16 protein-coding genes are annotated in these 18560 nt (G+C 45.2%); 2 read left to right on the top strand and 14 right to left on the bottom strand.

Annotation, left to right across the window (positions count from 1 at the left end; translation table 11 throughout):
- Positions 1 to 159 precede the first annotated feature (159 nt).
- Together G6047_RS03645 and G6047_RS03640 are read left to right on the top strand one after the other, a co-directional pair.
- Positions 160 to 1557 carry a DUF4403 family protein gene (locus tag G6047_RS03645; RefSeq protein WP_169526117.1) on the top strand — a complete coding sequence of 466 codons (1398 nt, stop codon included), beginning with the start codon at positions 160 to 162 and terminating at the stop codon, positions 1555 to 1557.
- On the top strand, positions 1557 to 2024 hold the full coding sequence (locus G6047_RS03640; RefSeq protein ID WP_169526116.1) for a hypothetical protein: 468 nt from the start codon (positions 1557 to 1559) through the stop codon (positions 2022 to 2024). Before G6047_RS03645 ends, G6047_RS03640 begins: the two co-directional genes overlap by 1 nt.
- Here the strand turns inward: G6047_RS03640 and G6047_RS03635 are convergent.
- The 14 genes from G6047_RS03635 to ruvA form a co-directional block, all read right to left on the bottom strand.
- Entirely contained in the window at positions 2021 to 2245 is a 225-nt protein-coding gene (locus G6047_RS03635) for a hypothetical protein (protein WP_169526115.1), read from the bottom strand. The genes G6047_RS03640 and G6047_RS03635 overlap by 4 nt on opposite strands.
- Positions 2238 to 2819: a DUF420 domain-containing protein gene (locus G6047_RS03630; protein WP_169526114.1), complete on the bottom strand. Its 582-nt coding sequence runs from the start codon at positions 2817 to 2819 to the stop codon at positions 2238 to 2240. Before G6047_RS03630 ends, G6047_RS03635 begins: the two co-directional genes overlap by 8 nt.
- A complete protein-coding gene (locus G6047_RS03625; RefSeq protein ID WP_169526135.1) occupies positions 2819 to 3508 on the bottom strand; it encodes an SCO family protein in 690 nt (229 codons plus the stop codon). Before G6047_RS03625 ends, G6047_RS03630 begins: the two co-directional genes overlap by 1 nt.
- Positions 3502 to 4152 (bottom strand): hypothetical protein, encoded by a 651-nt coding sequence (locus G6047_RS03620; RefSeq protein WP_169526113.1) that lies wholly within the window; start codon positions 4150 to 4152, stop codon positions 3502 to 3504. The genes G6047_RS03625 and G6047_RS03620 overlap by 7 nt, the downstream gene beginning before the upstream one ends.
- A gap of 78 nt (positions 4153 to 4230) precedes the next feature.
- Complete coding sequence (locus G6047_RS03615; RefSeq protein WP_169526112.1) at positions 4231 to 4590, bottom strand: cytochrome C oxidase subunit IV family protein; 360 nt, start codon at positions 4588 to 4590, stop codon at positions 4231 to 4233.
- A gap of 12 nt (positions 4591 to 4602) precedes the next feature.
- On the bottom strand, positions 4603 to 5643 hold the full coding sequence (locus G6047_RS03610; protein WP_169526111.1) for a cytochrome c oxidase subunit 3: 1041 nt from the start codon (positions 5641 to 5643) through the stop codon (positions 4603 to 4605).
- A gap of 44 nt (positions 5644 to 5687) precedes the next feature.
- Positions 5688 to 6278, bottom strand: coding sequence for a cytochrome c oxidase subunit 3 (locus G6047_RS03605; protein WP_235946487.1), 591 nt, complete (start codon positions 6276 to 6278; stop codon positions 5688 to 5690).
- The gene (cyoE, locus tag G6047_RS03600; RefSeq protein WP_169526110.1) at positions 6278 to 7192 is read right to left on the bottom strand and encodes a heme o synthase; all 915 of its coding nucleotides are present in this window, start codon (positions 7190 to 7192) and stop codon (positions 6278 to 6280) included. Before cyoE ends, G6047_RS03605 begins: the two co-directional genes overlap by 1 nt.
- 100 nt (positions 7193 to 7292) lie before the next feature.
- The gene (locus tag G6047_RS03595) at positions 7293 to 7490 is read right to left on the bottom strand and encodes a GldL-related protein (RefSeq protein WP_169526109.1); all 198 of its coding nucleotides are present in this window, start codon (positions 7488 to 7490) and stop codon (positions 7293 to 7295) included.
- Positions 7491 to 7611: 121 nt separating this feature from the next.
- On the bottom strand, positions 7612 to 9738 hold the full coding sequence (locus tag G6047_RS03590; protein WP_169526108.1) for a gliding motility protein RemB: 2127 nt from the start codon (positions 9736 to 9738) through the stop codon (positions 7612 to 7614).
- Between the two features lie 15 nt (positions 9739 to 9753).
- Positions 9754 to 10146 carry a VanZ family protein gene (locus tag G6047_RS03585; protein ID WP_169526107.1) on the bottom strand — a complete coding sequence of 131 codons (393 nt, stop codon included), beginning with the start codon at positions 10144 to 10146 and terminating at the stop codon, positions 9754 to 9756.
- The gene (gene gcvH, locus G6047_RS03580; RefSeq protein WP_169526106.1) at positions 10118 to 10498 is read right to left on the bottom strand and encodes a glycine cleavage system protein GcvH; all 381 of its coding nucleotides are present in this window, start codon (positions 10496 to 10498) and stop codon (positions 10118 to 10120) included. Before gcvH ends, G6047_RS03585 begins: the two co-directional genes overlap by 29 nt.
- Before the next feature lie 71 nt (positions 10499 to 10569).
- The gene (gene sov, locus G6047_RS03575) at positions 10570 to 17925 is read right to left on the bottom strand and encodes a T9SS outer membrane translocon Sov/SprA (RefSeq protein ID WP_169526105.1); all 7356 of its coding nucleotides are present in this window, start codon (positions 17923 to 17925) and stop codon (positions 10570 to 10572) included.
- Positions 17925 to 18506 carry a Holliday junction branch migration protein RuvA gene (gene ruvA / locus G6047_RS03570; protein WP_169526104.1) on the bottom strand — a complete coding sequence of 194 codons (582 nt, stop codon included), beginning with the start codon at positions 18504 to 18506 and terminating at the stop codon, positions 17925 to 17927. Before ruvA ends, sov begins: the two co-directional genes overlap by 1 nt.
- Positions 18507 to 18560: the final 54 nt, after the last annotated feature.

Below are 18560 nucleotides of genomic sequence, written 5' to 3'. Positions count from 1 at the left end.
TAGTGATTGGATGCGAATGATTGATTGATGAATTAACGGCTATTGCCGCCAACGACACATACGACAGCAAAATCCCGGAATTGTTACAGCAAGCGACAAATATTTTACTTTTGCGGCACCGGTCATGAGACCCGTTTAATAAAGCCAAATCCACAACCCATGAAATCTGGAGTTTCCATCGTATTGAATATTGTAACGCTGTTTTTGCTTTTTGGTTGTTCGTCCACCAAAAAAATCGAAGCCATGCGACCGGAACCGGATACGGCTGCGCCCTTGTTATATGATGCCACACCTTCTTTCATCGATTTACCGGTACAACTCAAATTAGCCGATATAGAAACCCAGACCAACAAATACCTGAACGGGCTTATCTATGAAGATAAAAATGTAAAAGACGACGATATCGCGATGAGCATCTGGAAAACCGGTCCGGTCCAGATTACGAACGAAAAAGGCAGGATCAAGACGGTTTTCCCTATGAAGGCGACAATCAAGTACCGCGTGGGGACAGATAAATTGCTCATTGATCTGTCCACCGTACGCGAATTCAACCTGAACGGGAAACTGACGTTGCTGAGTGAAGTAGGCCTTACAAATTGGAAAGTCAGCAGTAAAACAGAACTCAAAAGCATCGACTGGAACGAAAGCCCCACGACGACTGTTCTCGGGAAACAGGTTCCCATTACCTACATCATCAATCCGGCAGTAAAATTCTTCCGCGAAGACATCGAAAAAAGTCTTGATGAAGCTATAGGAAAATCAATGGATTTTAAGAGTAATGTATTGGATGCGCTCGAAAAAATGTGCACGCCTTTCCAGATGAACCAGCAATTCGATACGTGGTTAAGATTGGTTCCGATAGAATTGTATACGACCGATGCTGTTCTCCAACCGAATGCCGTCAACCTTGAAATGGGACTCAAATGCAATATCGAAAGCTTCATCGGGAAAAAGCCGGAACAATCATTCGACCGGAACAAGATCGTGTTAAAACCTGTTGCCAAAATGCCCGATCATATTTCGGCAAATATCATGGCGATTTCGACGTATGAAGATGCATCGCGCGTCATCGGCTCAAATTTCGCGGGACAGGAATTCGGGTCGGGAAGCAATAAGGTCAAAGTCAATTCGATTCAATTGTGGCAGAAATCGGGTAAACTGATTATCGCGATGGATATGGTTGGAAGTGTCACCGGAATGGTGTACTTGTCCGGCGTTCCGAAATACGATCCGGCGACAAAAGAAATTTACATCGATGGATTGGACTACGCGGTCGATACGAAAAGCAGGCTGATCAAAACGGCGAACTGGCTTGCATCTGGCCTTATCGTCAAGAAAATGCAGGCGCTTTGCCGGTATAATATTTCGGGCAATGTCGACGACGCCAAAAAGAGTATCATGACGTACCTGAACAATTATTCGCCGGTCAAAGGCGTTTTTGTGAACGGAAACATCCAATCGATCGATTTCCAGAAAGTGAGCCTGACCGATCGCGCCATAATCGCCCTGATGAGCGTCAATGGAAAAATCGACGTTAAAATTGACGGACTCGACTAATGAAACTGCCCCAAAAGATAAAATCCTACTTTGCGCGCTATGGTTTCCATTCGTGGAAGGAAATGGATTGGAACGAGAAACAGTCGGCTTTTACGTATCCGGAAGAAGAAAACCTGCTCGAGATTGGGAGTTTGCTGCGTCAGTTGGACAATGCGGAAACGCCCGATAATCCGAAACTTCGGATGAACCGCAAATCGGCACGCATATTCGATTCTCTTGATGACCTGATTCCGTGGCTAAGGGCCGTAATCCTGGAAGATTTAAAAGAAACGTCGTTGGAAAGCGATGAACACGGTTGGGACTTCAGGTACTTCACCCAAAAACACAACTCCTGTCAAGATACGATCTGCATCTGTAACGGACTCAATTCAAAAATCGAAACCGGCCAGAATTGTATTTATGCGATGGCCTCGATACGGAAATTCGAAGGGAAATATTACGGCTGGAGCAATGTATTTCCTGCTTAACCTTTGACTTTCCTGCGGCTGCGGTAGATAAAATAGCCCACAACACCCACAAGCAAATACGGAATGACCATAAGATAAACGATGCCATCGTTGACCGCTTCGGCCTGTTTCTGGTTTTCCGAATTCGCAAGCACGGCACGGCACATGGCGCATTGGGCATTGATCCCTGAACTCAGGAACAACACACAAACAACCAATATCGCAACGAGTTTCTTAGGCATAATAAGGGGAAATCATGAAATAGACAATCACACCCGTGACCGCCACATACAACCAGATTGGATACGTGATTTTAGCAATTTTACGGTGTCTGTCAAAACGTTGTGCAAGTGCTCTTACATATGTCACCAGAACCAACGGAATGATGATGATCGAAAGCAGGATGTGCGTAATCAGTATAAAGAAATAGATGCCGCGAATCATGCCTGCGTCGATGGCTTCCTGAGGTGATAATTCGCCGTTGTGGTCCACGTCGCCATAATAGGTATTTGTTGCCGTCATGTGATAGGCTACATACATAATAAGGAATACGACAGACAGCCCAATGGCAAACGTCATAAGGTTTTCGTGTAATTTTCGATTGCCGCGTTTGATGGCCATGACTGCACTTACGAGCACGATTGCCGTGAGTCCGTTTATGGTTGCATAGATTGGCGGAAGGAACGACAGCGGTTCGACTTCAATTCCAAAATCTTTAAGTTTTATACCGAACAGAATAGCAACGGCAACCGGAATGATTATCGAAACGGCGATAATGCCTTTGTTGTATTTTTTTTCGAGGTTGACTTCTTCCATTATTCTTTCAAGAGTTTAGCGATATCGGTCATTAAGGTACGGACGCCTTCTTTTTCGGTTCCATCGTAATACGCGATCGGGTTTCCGAATTCATCGAGGCGTGAACGGATATTTCCATTTTTATCTACAAGGGCAAAAAAACCGGAATGCTCGAAACCTGCTTCTATGTTAGGGTTTGTCCCTGCGTACAAATTGAATCCTTTGTTGGCAAGGTTGAAAATGTAATCCCTGTCACCTGTAAAGAAGCGCCAGTTCGTTGATTTTACACCTAAAGCCTCCGCGTGATCTTTGAGCACTTTAGCCGTATCGTGTTCCGGGTTGATCGTAATCGAGGCAATGCCGAAATTCGGGTTGCCAAAAAACTGTTTTTCGATGACCAGCATATTCTGGTTCATTTTTGGGCAGATGGTTGGACACGTCGTAAAGAAGAATTCGAGCACATAGACTTTGCCTTTGTAGAATTTGCTTCCGGATTTCTTTCCGTCCTGATCGGTCAGTTCGAATTTCGGGGCTTTGGCAATGGTTATGAGTTCTTTTCCCTCGGGCTTTGCATTATTGGCCACGGCATCTAGTCGCTCTCCGCGAACCACATCATGATTTTTTACACGGTCGATGATCTTTGGAATAAACAGAATCCCGAAAACCAGCACAACCAGTGAAACCCATATGTATGATTTGTTCTTCATAATCCTTTTGGTCTTTTTTCGGCATTGTGGTTCTTGCGCAAAGCCGCCTTGTATTCGTATAGCAAAACCTTGAAATCGTCGAGCATTTCGTTGCTGATGATTGACGGATGGAACGTATCGTATCCGTCGATGGTTTTCCCTTCGTCTTTTCGTCCGCGAAGATTGCGTTGCTTATCAAGCATATAGACGAAAGATGAACTGGCATCTGGCAACAACGGCTGCTGGACTTGCATCGATGTGTGAAACGTTTCGATTTCAGATTTGGGGGCGAAGACAAAATGCCATTGTTTCATATCGACGACTTCGGCAAATTTATCCGTGATCAGTTTAGCGGCGTCTTTGGATTCGGGCGGACACAGATAAACGAATTGGAGATCCTTGAACTCGTGGTATCTGTTATAGATTTTCTGGTTCAAATTGAACAGGTTTCCGCGATGCTCGATCAGATCCGATCCGCCAAAACCTAAAACAGTAATTTTTCCTTGTAACCGAACCGGATTTCCATCTAAATCTGACCATTGGCCAAACTCCGGAATTCCCTTATGAAGCGTGGGTAGACTCGAAAAACTGTTGACGCCCGAGGCAAAGAATAAATACGCAACCACAGGAACTATGAAAAGCAGGAAAAGAACCAGGATTTTTTTCATTTTATGAGCCTCGGATTGCGGGTACAAAAATAAAAAAAGGCGGTATCAAACCGCCTTAATTATAGAATTATTATGTTGTTAAAAATTCCATTTAATCGTGGAATTCGCAAAAACACCGTAGATATAATCTCCTTCAACAAGGAGAATGAAAATCAGATACAAAATCAGGAAGATTACAGTAGCCACAACAGACCAACGCAAACTTGCTTTTTCACCTTCCATGTGCATAAATGCCCAAACGATGTAATAGGCTTTGACAATGGTCAGGATAATGAAAATCCAGTTAAGCAAATTCATTCCAAGCAATGTGTGCATGTGAAGTGCATCTGGCTTAACAATACCCAAAGCTACTTCGACAGTTGTAATTACAGACAGAATTCCGAATACTTTCCAGATCCTGCCCAAATTAGATACATGTTCGTGAGAGTCGTGTGACATAACTATATTTTATTAAACCAGATAGAAGAATGTGAAAACGAAAACCCATACAAGGTCAACGAAGTGCCAGTATAAACCGACTTTTTCGACCATTTCGTACGAACGTCTTTTTTCATACGTTCCCAAAAGTACATTGAGGAAGATGATGATATTGATGATAACTCCTGAGAAAACGTGGAAACCGTGGAAACCGGTAATAAAGAAGAAGAAATCTGCGAACAGCTTACTTCCGTATTCGTTTCTCCAAAGATTAGCACCTTCAACTACCATGTGAGCGTTACCGACCATTTCAAGTGAAGCTTCACGGGTCAGCACTTCTTTATGCTTGACTTTGTTTACGCCAGCCTGAAGTTTAGTATTGGCAACATCTTCTTTTGTTCCCTGGTAAATTCTCTCGGTACGAACAAGAAGTTCTGGATGCGCTTTGAAAGCCGCCTGTACTTCTGCGACAGAATAGGTAGGCAGAGTTTCTTGCTCTTTCATGAACCACATACCGCGGCTACGTGTCAGTTCCTGGCGTTCCTCTGGCAATTGGACCACAAAGTCCTCCAGTTTTACACGCTCGATTTTATGATCCGGACCTTCTTTTACGAATTGCAGCAAGCTTCCGCCTTTTGTTTCGACGGCTCCGTATTCACCTTTGATGAAGTTTTTCCACTCCCAGGCCTGTGACCCAACGAATATCAAACCTCCGATAATAGTCAGCAACATATAAAAAGCAACCTTACGCTGCTTCATCTGATGTCCGGCATCAACCGCCAAAACCATGGTCACCGACGAGAAAATCAGGATGAACGTCATCAACGCCACATAGTACATAGGCAAATTTTGACCATGCAAGAACGGAAAGTGGGTAAATACTTCATCCGGCAACGGCCAGGTCTCGATGAATTTGAAACGGGAAAAACCGTAAGCAGCGAGGAATCCGGAAAATGTCAGGGCATCTGACACGATGAAAAACCACATCATCAGCTTGCCATAACTGGCTCCCATGGGCTCGTTTCCTCCACCCCAGACCTTTGTTTCACTACCGTGCGTAACTGTCGCGTCCATATATGTGTTTGCGTTAAAAAGTTCCCAAATTTAAGGGATTTTTTTTATTTAAAGAAGGACAAAAATAAAAACAGGAATAACCATAAAAAATCGAGAAAATGCCAGTACGTAGCACCTAGCTCAATTCCAAGGGTTTGACCCGGCTTATATTTTTGTTTAAAATGATTATAAATTATAACGAGGAGCGAAATCATACCGCCCAATACGTGCGCAAGATGCACTAATGCAACAACATACAGAAAAGTAGTAGTTATACTGCTTGCCTGCCCGGTAAAGTAATAACCCATCTGGATTATTTGTCTGAAGCCTTGGAATTGCAGGAAAAAGAACGCAAGACCAAGCAAAAAAGTCGCCAACAAAGCACCTGTTGCAGAAGTATGCTTTCCTTTACGCACAGATACCAGCGCCCAATGCATCATAAAACTGCATGTCAATATAACCGCAGTACTCGCATAAAAAGCGGTCGGCATTTGGAAATCCTTGATCCAGTCAGCGCGGCCTTTGCTTACGAGGAATGCGCTCGTCAATCCGGCGAACATCATAAACATGGAAATCATCGCGAACCAAAGGATCAGCTTTGCCGAGCGTTCCTTGCGTGCCTTATGTTCCTCAACGGTCATTGCATTATTTGTCATTATCTCAGAAATTTATCAAGGACGTATACGATCTGCACCAGCGAAATATAGGAAACACTCGCCAACATGAGTGCTTTGGCAGCTTTTGGAGTCCGGAGTCTGTACAGTTTGACGGCATATACCAGCATCCACAATCCCATCAGCAACACGACTGCCGCCGACCAATGTGTGATATAAAATTGGCCTGTGTAACCGGAAGCCGGAAGCAACGAAGCCACAATGAGCCAAACCGTATATAAAATAGTCTGTAAAGCGGTTGAATTATCGCGTTTACCCGTCGGCAGCATAAAGATATTCGCCTTTTCGTAATCGTCGTACAAAAACCATCCGATGGACCAGAAATGCGGGAATTGCCAGAAAAACTGAATCAGGAAAAGCGTTCCGGCCTCAATCCCGAAATTGCCCGTAGCGGCAACCCAGCCTAACATGAACGGTATCGCGCCCGGAAAGGCACCGACGAAAACCGACAGTGGCGTTACCGTTTTCAAAGGCGTATAAACGCATGTGTATAAAAAGATGGAAATCGCCCCGAACATGGCTGTTTTGGGGTTGATCAGATACAGAAGGATAATTCCGGTCAGTGTCAGCAGGAAAGCGATCGAAAGAGCCGTAGTTACAGACATTCTTCCGGCTGGAACAGGCCTGTTTTTGGTTCGGTCCATCAAGGCATCGATGTCTTTTTCAATGACCTGGTTAAAGGCATTCGAAGCGCCGACCATGCAATAGCCGCCAATAATGAGCATTATCAAAATACTCCACCGAAACGGATGGCTGTCGCTAAAACCCAGAAGATAACCCGCAATAGACGAAAACAAGACACTGATGGCAAGCCCGGCTTTGGTAATCGCCTTGAAATCGGCAAAGGCAGATTTAACGGAAAAAGAGGTTACGGGTGCGTCCAATGCGGTTTTCATTTGGCTCAAAATCGCGCAAAGGTACGTTGGGAAAAGGTAATGGCAAAAGGGATTGTTGGATTTTATTTAATCATAAAAATATCTTTTGCCGCCGTTACAATCAGGAATTGAAGAATTCCCGGACTTTTGGGTTTTTGACCACTTTATACGTGAGCAAAACAAATCCGACAATTTTAATGACCATTGCCGCAAACAAAACTTCATGGGCATACGGATAATGCATGATTTTCATCATCGCGCCCGGAAAATCAAGACAAATTCCGGCAATCAGAATAAATAAGGCGTGTTTGGTTTTCATAAGCGGTAGTTTTTATACATAGGACAACCAGCCATTAAATTTGTACTACGAGTCCAGCCAGAAAACTGCGACATTAAAGTTTCGTCGAATTCGATGCACTTCAAATCTTTAATAGTACAGCTTAGTAATCGAAATACCAGTTAAACACATCAGATCTTAACCCAATGGAAAACCAGGCCGTATTCTCTCCGAAAACTAAAGCCGTATCTGTCTTCGGTTCAAAACTGCGATAGATAAAACTCGCATAAAGCTTAAGATTTGTGGCCGGATTTACAAGATAACCCGCCTGGATATCGGTAAAGAAAACATCGGCACGATTTCCCTGTCCAACTTTTACACCTGTATCATATGGCCGCCCTTCCGTATAGTTCTTGTAAATGTTGCTGCCGTAGTTATACGAATCTTCGCTTGTGTCAAAATCAAAACCTCTTTGGCCGAAGGTGAACTTGACATCGGCAAAGTAACGTCCGTAATTATATCTGGCGATCACCAGTAATTCCTGAAAATTTGAACCCCAATTATGGCCGAGGCTTTGGTTGTTGTGTCCGTAATTTGTAATTGGATCACTGTGTGAATAAACATACGGACGAACCCGGTTGTATTCCATCTGAAGCGTCAGGTGATCGATATCGAATGCATTAAAATACTTCAGCCCAAGCTGATACCCGAATTTATTCTTCCAGCTCTTATCGCCTGACTTCATATCGGCTAAAGAAAACTCATCAAGCAGATATTGGGCGTAGAAATTAAACTGATTCGTGAATTTATATTTGGTTGTAAGCGCGAGCAAAGCATTTCCTGATTTTGAAGACGATGCAAATTCCACTGAGCGGTAAAATATTATCGGATTGATGAAACTCATATCAAACCCCCGATTCTCATCTCTCGCCCAAACCACCGACTCAAAGAAACCGATGTTCCAGCGTTTGGTCAGGTTAAGGCTCAGGTAATGGGCTGCCGAGAATTTAGTGGCATATGTTCCATCTACGGTTGCCTCCGGACGTACATCTTTGAGCCAGGTGTAGACATTGGTATACTTGATTTTCCAGAAAGTCGTGTTGATCTTAAAATACGGATACGGACTCACACCATCGCCCAAAAGCAACGACCGGTAACCATCGCCAATGAAATTACGGCCGTAACCAAGGTTCAGGTTGAGGAATTTTGCCGGTGTGTATGAGAGGTTTGCTTCTGCAAGGGGAAAATCATACGCATCGTCCTTGAAACCTTTGGCAATACCCATTCCCGGAATAATCGCCGGATTTCCACCAGAAGGCTTTATCGATTCCGCATAGGCGTTGTAATAATCCGCGAACCGGCCCTGACTTTCATATATAGTCGTGGTGAAGTTGATGTTTTCACCCAAACCGCCTTCAAGCCTGATTCCGCGTGTATTTACAAATGTATTATCGACTTTATCTGATGAACTTTTACCCAATTGAAGATCCAGAATCGGGTTCAACGTAAACCAGTAATCCTCGCCCTGGATTTGAACGGTGCTTTCGTTCCAGAGTTTACGTCCCCACCAACCCGTTTTATTTTTGGCTATCTTTTGGTAAGCCGTCTCAAGATTGTAATATCTGTTGACATCGGCATAGGCATAAGGTTTTGAAGCCGTATGGTTATTGGCGCCAATCTGGTTCATGGCATCATCGAACTGAGCATAGTAGCTATGCGAGAACGGAATGTTCAAATGACTCCTGAACTGCGGATTATCCCACTTTTTATATGTTTTGGCGACACTGTCGAATTCGGCGAGCTCCTTTGAATGATCGATTTTCGGTTTTTTAGGCTTAGGTTGAACCATGCCTGAAGGAAGAACCACTGGCTTACTCAAATCCTGCACATTCATTTCTTTGGGGTCGACAAGCGGAATGGCAATACGAAGCGTATACTTCTGATAAGTCGTTTTACCGTTAAAGGTAGCCGGCGAAACTTTAGGCAATGTGGCAAAAACGCGTTTGGATTCTTCTGCAACCGACGGCTTGTCTGAATCTACAAAAAGAACCTTGAACTCGCCTTTATCAGTAACTTCAAAAAGCACGGTCGCCATTCCGGAATAATCGGCGGCAACATCCTGGGGAACTTTGAAACTTTCAAAGACAACCTGTTGTACCTTATTGTAAAAACAGGCTTCACGTTGGGCCTCATTTTCTGATTCGCATCCGGGATAAACCGGAGCCCGTTGCGTCTGTGCAAAGACCGGCAGGAAACTACAAATAAGCAATACAGCGTAAATCTTTCTCATTCTTACTATCAGAATTTATTTTCGACCCAGAAACCGTATGCCGAACAACGTCATGACAGCTATCAGGCAACCTGAAAAATTGGCAAGTACGTCCATGACATCGGCTTGTCTTGTTTTGGTAAAAAGACCTTGGGCAATCTCGATGAAAATTCCAAAGAAAAGCGATAACAACATCACCTTAACAAGTTTCGGCCAAAACGCTGTCGTATTTTCCGAATCAAAAACCTTAAACCATAATATGGTAAATATAAAATGGAAGGTCAGGTGAACGTATTTATCTACATTCGAAACCGTGACATTAGGCAAATCATTGAAACTTATCAGGCAAAGCACCAGGACAAAAATAGTCCACGTCCATGCCGCGACAAGCCAGATTTTTTTAGGCACCGATAAGGTCTTTGTAGGCATCGGCAGATAGCAGCGATTCAAAATCGGCCACATCAGCAACTTTTACCTGAATCATCCAGCCTTTTCCGTAAGGATCAGAATTCACGAGTTCCGGCTTGGTTTCAAGCTCCTCATTGAACCCGACGATTTCACCGGCAAGCGGAAGGAATAAATCTGAAACGGTTTTTACAGCTTCCACAGTTCCGAAAATTTCGTCTTTTTCCAGCGTCTGGTCAAGTGTTTCCACTTCTACGTATACGATGTCGCCGAGTTCTTTTTGAGCGAAATCTGTAATTCCGATAGTGGCGACGTCACCTTCAAGGCGCGCCCATTCGTGATCTTTGGTGTACTTTAATTCAGCCGGGATGTTCATAGGTTGTGTATTATGTTAGTCGCGCAAATGTAGCTTTTACGACGGTATTATAAAATGTTTTGAGCCAATTCTTAGTTACCGAAATTATATCTGAGCGTAAAGCCCGCGCGAATGTTGGTCATTGGGAACGAAGTAGAAATGACGGCCTTGCTGAATTGGTGATCGTAATAGAAAATCAGCGTCAGGTTTTTACTGAAGGAATAATCGGCCGTTAGTTTCGCGGCCCATATGTTCTGTCCGCCTCCAATCTGGTTGTTATCGTAATCAAGGTTTCGGACGATGGTTTTGTTGTTTCGGTACGATCCGTCGAGCTTGATGTTGATGTCGCTGCGGATGACACCGCTCGGATCATCGGCCATTCTCGAAGTAATGGTTACATCTTTCACCCGATATCCCAATCCGAGCACATATTCCATTCCCTGAACTTCAGTAAGCAGGTTATTGTCGAAACTCATGGATAAGGCGCGGTCTTTTTTAAGTTCGGCCAAAAACTTGAACGAGTTCTTCATTTCGAAATCCACACGCATCAACGGGTTGAACTGCTCTACGAGGTTGACGTTCGAAATGATGGTCTTGTTGAAAAAGTTACCGCCTGTATCGGTTCCATTCGGGTTCTGGTCGTATTCGAAATTGGAACGGAATGAGTTGATCGTGTAAGACGCCCGATAGCTTGACTGCAACGAGAAGCGCTTGAACCGGTCCTTGAAGAATTTATAGCGCATCAAACCGGAATACTTGATAGTCCAGTTCGGGATAGGCACATCGCGGAAAGAACCTAGCGAAACTTTGTTGGCCGCTTCCCCATAACCCGAGTTAAGCAAACCTGTACCCGTATATGCGGCCATGAATGCAGGCAACAATACGGCCTGGCTGTTCTTTCCGAAACCTACAGGAAAACCATCTGCCCCAACCGGGAAACTCGTGGTTCCGTAATATTGGGTTGCAAGTCGGTTGGCGATAATGATTCGGTTGTCACGGAAATCCTGGAACGGCGACGATTCGAATTCATCGCTTTTCTTGAACGACGTCTTTAACATGACCGTCGTGATCGAGAAGTTTCCGAAAGAGTAAGGCGAACGTGAGTTGTAATGATCTGTTTCGATTATGCCGACCGTTCTTTCATCATCACCTACATCGTATTGCTCTGAATAATTATCGGCATACGTCCTGTTTCCGGTAAGGTCGATCTTGAGATCCGGGAACAAATCGATATTCGCAGTAAAATCAAGTGTTTTGTTAGTGACTTCGGTGTAATTCTGGTTGAACTCCTGATATGTGGTCAGATAACCCCTTTTGGCAGCTTCATAACGCACGTCATCCTGGGAACCGAAAACGAAGCCCAAAGTCGGCTTTGACGTTCCAAAGAAACCAAGTCCCGGAACATAACCCGGAAGCACCGTACCTCTCGTATCGACATAATTGAGCTGGATATTCTTGATACTGGTTGCCACTCCGATAAGTCCGTCAAGCCACATATTGCTGTCCTGAGCGGGAGCAACATTGGTATTGGTGATTTTTTCGCCCGGTTTTGGTGCGGCGGCAGGTTTTGCAGGTGCTTTTTTAGGCTTCTTGACCAAACCGATGTATTTATAGAAACTTTCCATGTTCAAGGCCGCATTGATTTTATGCGAAGCGGCATTCTGGATCGTATTCCCCAAATTGTAATTCACCCCGTCAACTTCAACAGATGACAACGCAATGGAGGCGCGGTTCCAACTGTAATCGCCCGTGTAAGAATACGTGGTTTTAAGGAAACTCAGGAACGGCAGTTTATACAGCGGCAAATCATAGTTGACAACAAGTTGCTGGTTGTGCTGATTCGGTATCCCGACCGAGAAGAAATCGTCCCAAACCGTAATTGAATTGTCGGGAACATTGTTTTCGTCTATGTAATTCCTCACGACATGGCTTGAAGTCGCATTGTAATTGATCTTAAGCGATTTGGTCAGGTTGAAATTGAAGCCGTATTGATAGTTGAATAAGTAATTCCGCTGATACAAGGCATCGATTGGAATTCCGTCCACATCTACATTACGGAACTGCTGTTTGTTGTACTGGCGTAATACATTAGAGTTGAATGTCAAACTGGACGGCAGGTAGTTGAAATTAAAATCCTGAAGCATTTTCCAGTAACTCGACTTTTTGAGGTATTTGCTGTTTTTGAACGGCTCGACAGGCTTCGGCTGGAAGCTATAATTATAATCGGCGGTTGCGCTTACCTGTTGATCAATGTAACTCTCGATTTCATAATTATGCCTGTTGACTTCGTTATAGGAATACGATAGGGTGAGGTTTTCCGGATCGTAAATACGCTGCTTTTGTTCCGGCGCACGTTCTTTCCGCACGCCGATAAAGTTGATGCTTGAACGCTTCGTATAATCAATGGCGCGGTTTTTAAGGTTCGCCCGTTCGTTGGCATCGGCCGTATTGTCAAGCAATTGCTGAAGTTCGATATCCTGATAATACGGATCGTACTTTGGCGTACTGGTCTCTTCACCTATGGCGTAATTGAATGGCAGGTTCACGCCCCATTTCTTCGGAAGCAACTTACCCAGATTGACATTGGTGACAATATTGTACTGCTTTAGATCTTCACGGCTGCGTTCATTCGGGCCTTGTTCGAGAGATCCGAAACCTATGGTACTGATTCTTCCGGTTCCGGAAACGGTCATGAAATCGGCCACATTCGAATCCATGCTCACCACACCGGCCCATCCGCCTTTATTATCCATGTCGGCAAGTCGTAATTCGTTGAACCACACTTCACCGCGAATGTCGCGTGCAATGGTTGGCGCACCGTTTCTTGGAATCTGCGGATCCTGTGTATTGTTACGGATACCGATCATAATGGTCCGCACCAAACCAAAGTTCGGATTTCCTTTGATACCGATACGCAATTCATTATCGGCTCCGGCACGTGATGCATCCAAATCTCCTTCACGTACAAAACGAATTCCGGTAGCATCTGCGGGCGGAGCGGTCGACGGACTTAGAGCCAACACCTTCAATTTGGTCAGCAAATCAAGGCTCAGATCCATGTTGTTTGCTTCCGGCCAGACTTCTTCCGAATTTAGCGGAAGACAGGTGCCGGTAGAACTATTATACGTAGCCTGTGTCACTTTGAGCGGAACCTGTACTTCGTAAAAGTTCTGTGAAAAGTCGTTACCAAAACGAATGAAAGCCACCATTTCATTGTCGTTCAATCCAGATCCATTATCGGCGATCGCCTCGGCATGAAGGAACATTTTGAGTTTCTTGAACTGACGGAAATCTACCTGGACGTTCTTGAATACCGAACGTGCATCACCCGGCTCTATTCCGCCCTGGCCATCCACACGCAACGCAAGTGCCTGTTCGTTCTGATTGATGACCGAATTGTTTTGGTATAATTGTTCCCGTTGAACATTCGGAGGAGAAACATAATTCACCGGACAACGCGTCCCGTTTTCCTGGATGTTCAATGCCTGTACGTCAAAATTGGTCTGGTCGAGGCTGTTATCGGTATCCGTATCGAGAACACCTGTATATCTTCTCCATTCACCCCGAACCAAATCAAGGGCTCCAAAACGAAGCGTGACTGGCTCAGAGAATCCGGTAAGGAACATACGCATGAACTGTACCGTGCGGAAATCTGATATACCTCCAATGCGTTGGACCATTTCTGTCGAGACCGGAATTTTGAACAAAAGCCAGTTCGCCGAGGTCGCATTTGCACCGCTCGGAAGATTCGTGGCAGGCGTTGTACGTTTATCGACAAGGAAAGGTGCGTTGGCATCACCCACGTTCATATTCGGATACATTTTGACCGCATACTCAAAATACGCATTGATGGTATTCATGGTATTGTCCCGGTTCACGTCTTCAATATCCGGAAGCGTGGTAGATCCGCGGTTCGTATCACCCACTGTTACCGGAGAGTTGCCTTGAGTTCCGTTGTAATTCAGGTACCGCTCAATGACGTTTCCTTCTACATTGAGATAATATTGATAGTTGTCGCCAGATGGATCGGGCAAACCTGCAAACTCCGGAAAAGTAACCGCTTCCTGATCGTCGGTAAGTCCGTCAAAACCTAAATCCTGGGCTTCACGGTTCCCGCCGTCGACATCGAATGCATAAATAAGTGACTGGGAAGCAGGCACATTACCCCATTGCGTAGCCGTTACAACCTGGCCAGGCCCGAGACCGTTTTCAAATTGCTTGCGCCCGTCTTTAAGTATGTCTTCAGAAATGGCACCAAGGTCAATGAACAAGGTTCCCGTATTGCCGGCAGATGCCTGTTGGTCTGGATTTCCCTGATCGAAGTACGGATCCATTACCCAGAACTGTACATATTCTACGTTGCTCTGCTCAAAATTCGTCGAATTCAGGGCACGCATGATTCCGCCGAAATTCGATGACGGATCAGGTAGCACGCCCGTAGATGCCGCCTGTGGGTTGTAATTGAACGGCCCACGTGCCTGTGGATAATAGCTAAGATCCAGTGTGCTTACCACCGTTGTTTGTCCTACCGCAATGTCTGTATCCGGATATAGCTCATCGTAATAGATACGTCTTGTGCTATTATACCCTATTTCCTGTGCAGAAATACCTGTAGGCCGCTGGGCATAAAAGATCGGATCGATAGTGTACCAGGAAAGTTTCGCCCGTTTGAAACCATATTCAAGCCCTGTTGCCGATGCGTTGAAGTTGAAATTCAGGTCCGGATCCGGATTGTTGTTGTTTTCCGGTGTAGACGACAAAGACCAAGATAACGGCGATCTCATGTCAATAGTGGTTTGAGAACCTTCAAAGTCATCTACGTACAAGGTAGATTCTCCTTCAAAGCGGTCAGCTTTTGGGGTATCTGGCTTAAGGAATGCCACTTCTGCACGGACCGAAATATTAGAAGGAACATCCGTATCGATATTCGGAAGGTGGTTCACCATTCGCGTCAGGAACGGAACTTCGGTCGCATAATTTCCATTGACGCCAAAAATACTGTTGTTGACAGATTCCTGTCCGTAGTTCGACTTTTGCGTAAACGGCTTTTCGGTCATCTTCAGGAAGGTCGCCCCAAGCAGGAATTTTTCCGAGAATTTATGTTCGACATTAACTCCAAAGAAACGACGGGTCTGTTGTCCGAAATTGGAATTGTTCTCTACCGAGACTTCGATCGGCGTGTTCGATGCCTGCAATGACGGATCGAGAATCTGGACACGTCCCAACTGATAGTTTACGCTGTAATCGACACCTTCTACCAAAACACGTCCGCCGGCAGTTACGACTACGGAACCTTGAGGCACATTATAAGCCCCAATCGGAATTCCGTCACCTCCGCTTGATTTGAAGCGTCCGCGAAGCTGGAATTTGTTTTTCTCGCTTTGCTGCAATGCGTCGGCCTGTGTGCTTTCATACATTCGTTTGTAAACGTACTTGCGCTGGTTGTCGTTGTAGGCGATGAGCGATGTTTCGTCTCCTTGGTAATTTTCAGTATTCGAAAGCCTTAATTTGTTGAAAAGCGTTTCACCAAAAGGTTGTGTGGTAGAGAAAATGATCCGGCCATACTGAGTGTCGACAGTAAGCCCGGGCAAATAATCAAAGAAACCATCACCGCCAACCTGCGGATCGTTATTGTAATTCAATCGGTCCATATTGAACACTTTCAAAAGAGGTGTCTCAGCTACAGGATCCGCGGGCGGAGATGCAGGGAAAGGTGTTCCGGAAACCGGCGTAATATAGTTGAGTGGCGACGGATCGGTGTAAAGAATGTTGAAACGGAAATCTTCCTGTTCCAACTGGAAAGCACCGGGAATCTGATAAATATTTTTCATCATCAAATCCCAAACCGGCATGTTCACATTCGTCAGGCTGCTCCGAAGCATTTTAAGGACAAGGCTCTGTGTGGAAACCGTGGCTGTTTCACCGGTATTCGGATCTGTTGTGGCCTGGGTAGCATCGACACCATCCGTACCGAATTCCCCAACCTGGTACACTTCGCTTCCAATGGTATACTGATACGAAACCGCAAGTACTTCATCGTTCGACAGTTTTTGCTGAAGCGAGATATAACCGAGTTGCGGATGATAAGTAAATTCAGCCGTAGTCAATTTCCTGGCATTCTCCAACTTGGAATAATCACGGCCTTCACTTACTGTTGCAAAGTTGAAACCAGCCGAAGCCGTCACTATTTCACGGATATTGGAATTGAGCAATCCGCCTCCTGCAGTAATAAGGGCCGGATCGTACTGGTTATTCGAGTTGTCCGGAGGCAAATCGGGTTGGTTGGGCGTAAAGAACGTGGCCGGAGTTACCGGATTTATTACAACCACGTCAGAAACGGCTTCCCCTGAAAGCTGGGATTCACCCAAATCCTGTAGCGCGACAATGTTACGCATGTTGTTATTGGTTCCGGCCACACGGTTTTGCCTGTTCGTGACCCAGACTTCGATGCGCGTAATCTGGACGCGGCTGTCGATAAACGGATAATTCCGCATGGCATCGTCATAATGATCGCGGAAATATTGGGAAAGGAAATAGTGCCTGTCCGAATCGTAATCCAACGCGAACAATTCAAAATCCTGGATTGTACCGCCACCTTGGGCTGTTACGGTTTTGGTCTGTGATTTCTGTTCCGAGAAAACACCCGTAACCGTAGTGCGCCCGAACTGCAATTGTGCCTTGACGCCAAAAAGGCTCTGCGCGCCACGGATCAACGAACTGCTTAGCGGAAGGCTCACGTTACCGACTTCGATTTTCTGGAGAATGTCGTCTTCGTCCGGCGTGTATTCAAGCTTGATGAGATTCTGGAATGCGAATGTCGATTCCGTATCGTAATTCACGTTCACGGCAAGCCTCGTCCCTACTTTACCCATAAGGCTCATGCTGATACGCTGGTCGAAATCAAACGTAGTCGATGCACGGTTTCGCGGGGAAAGCGCTGGATTATCTGTTTTGGTGTAGCGCACACCAAGATCCATTTCGACATTCCCGGTTGGCTTTACATCTATGGTATTACTTCCAAAAACCGACTGGAAAAACCCGGAATTGACGTAATACCGCGGCAACAAGTCTTTCTTTTTATCTTCGCTACCCTCCTTTTTACCGTCGATGGCATCTGACTTTTCCTGGAAATACTTGCGCATGTTTTCACGCGTCACGAGTTCCTGATATTCGGCAGGCGTTAAGATAATAGGGTAATTGATGTTGAAACCGTCGAAAGTATTGGTGTAGATGTATCTGTCGGTAACCGGATCATAGGAATAAGCCTCTATGATGCTCGGCGGGTTGCCCATATTGAGCTTTCCCTGATTGTATCCGATAGTATCTGTGGGAGTATCATCTTCTTCGACAACCTGTGCAAAGCCAGAAAAACCTCCGGTAAGCAACAGCAGGAAAATAAATGCAACGCGGTAATATATCTTCGTAAGGTATTCTGTTTTCAATCTCATTACAGGTTTTTAAGCGCCGCTTTGATCAACACTTCTACAGTGGCATCAGGGTTAGCAGCAATTGCCTTTTCCAATGCCTTCTCAGCCAATTTTTTGTTAAAGCCCAAAACTTCCAAAGCAGATAACGCTTCATCCTTGCCCGTATTGTAGGCTGCCGTGGAAACTTCGTCTATATCATATAGTTTTAACACTTTGTCACGTAAATCGAGTACGGCCCGTTGTGCGGTTTTAAGCCCGATACCTTTTATGGACTGTATGGTTCCCGAATCACCGTTGGCCAATGCGCGAATGATTTGCTTTGGTTCAAGCGACGACAACATGGTACGCGCGATCCCGGCGCCAATGCCGGATACAGTAATAAGCAACCGGAACAGTTCACGTTCTGATTTCTCTACAAAACCGTATAGCACATGCGCATCTTCACGAATCTGGAGATGGGTGTACAACCGTATGTTTTCGGAAGCGGGCAACAGGGAATACGTGTGAAGGGAAATGTTAACAAGATAACCCACACCGCCACAGTCTATGACCACTTCGGTTGGTGTTTTCTCGACCAATCTGCCCTGGATATGCGCGATCATCAAATGTTAAGTAATTCCCAAAGATATAAAAATTATTGAACTGCAACTTTTGTG

The organism is Flavobacterium silvaticum (assembly GCF_012911565.1).
Lineage (GTDB): Bacteria > Bacteroidota > Bacteroidia > Flavobacteriales > Flavobacteriaceae > Flavobacterium > Flavobacterium silvaticum.
This window is presented reverse-complemented; position numbering and strand designations above follow the sequence as displayed.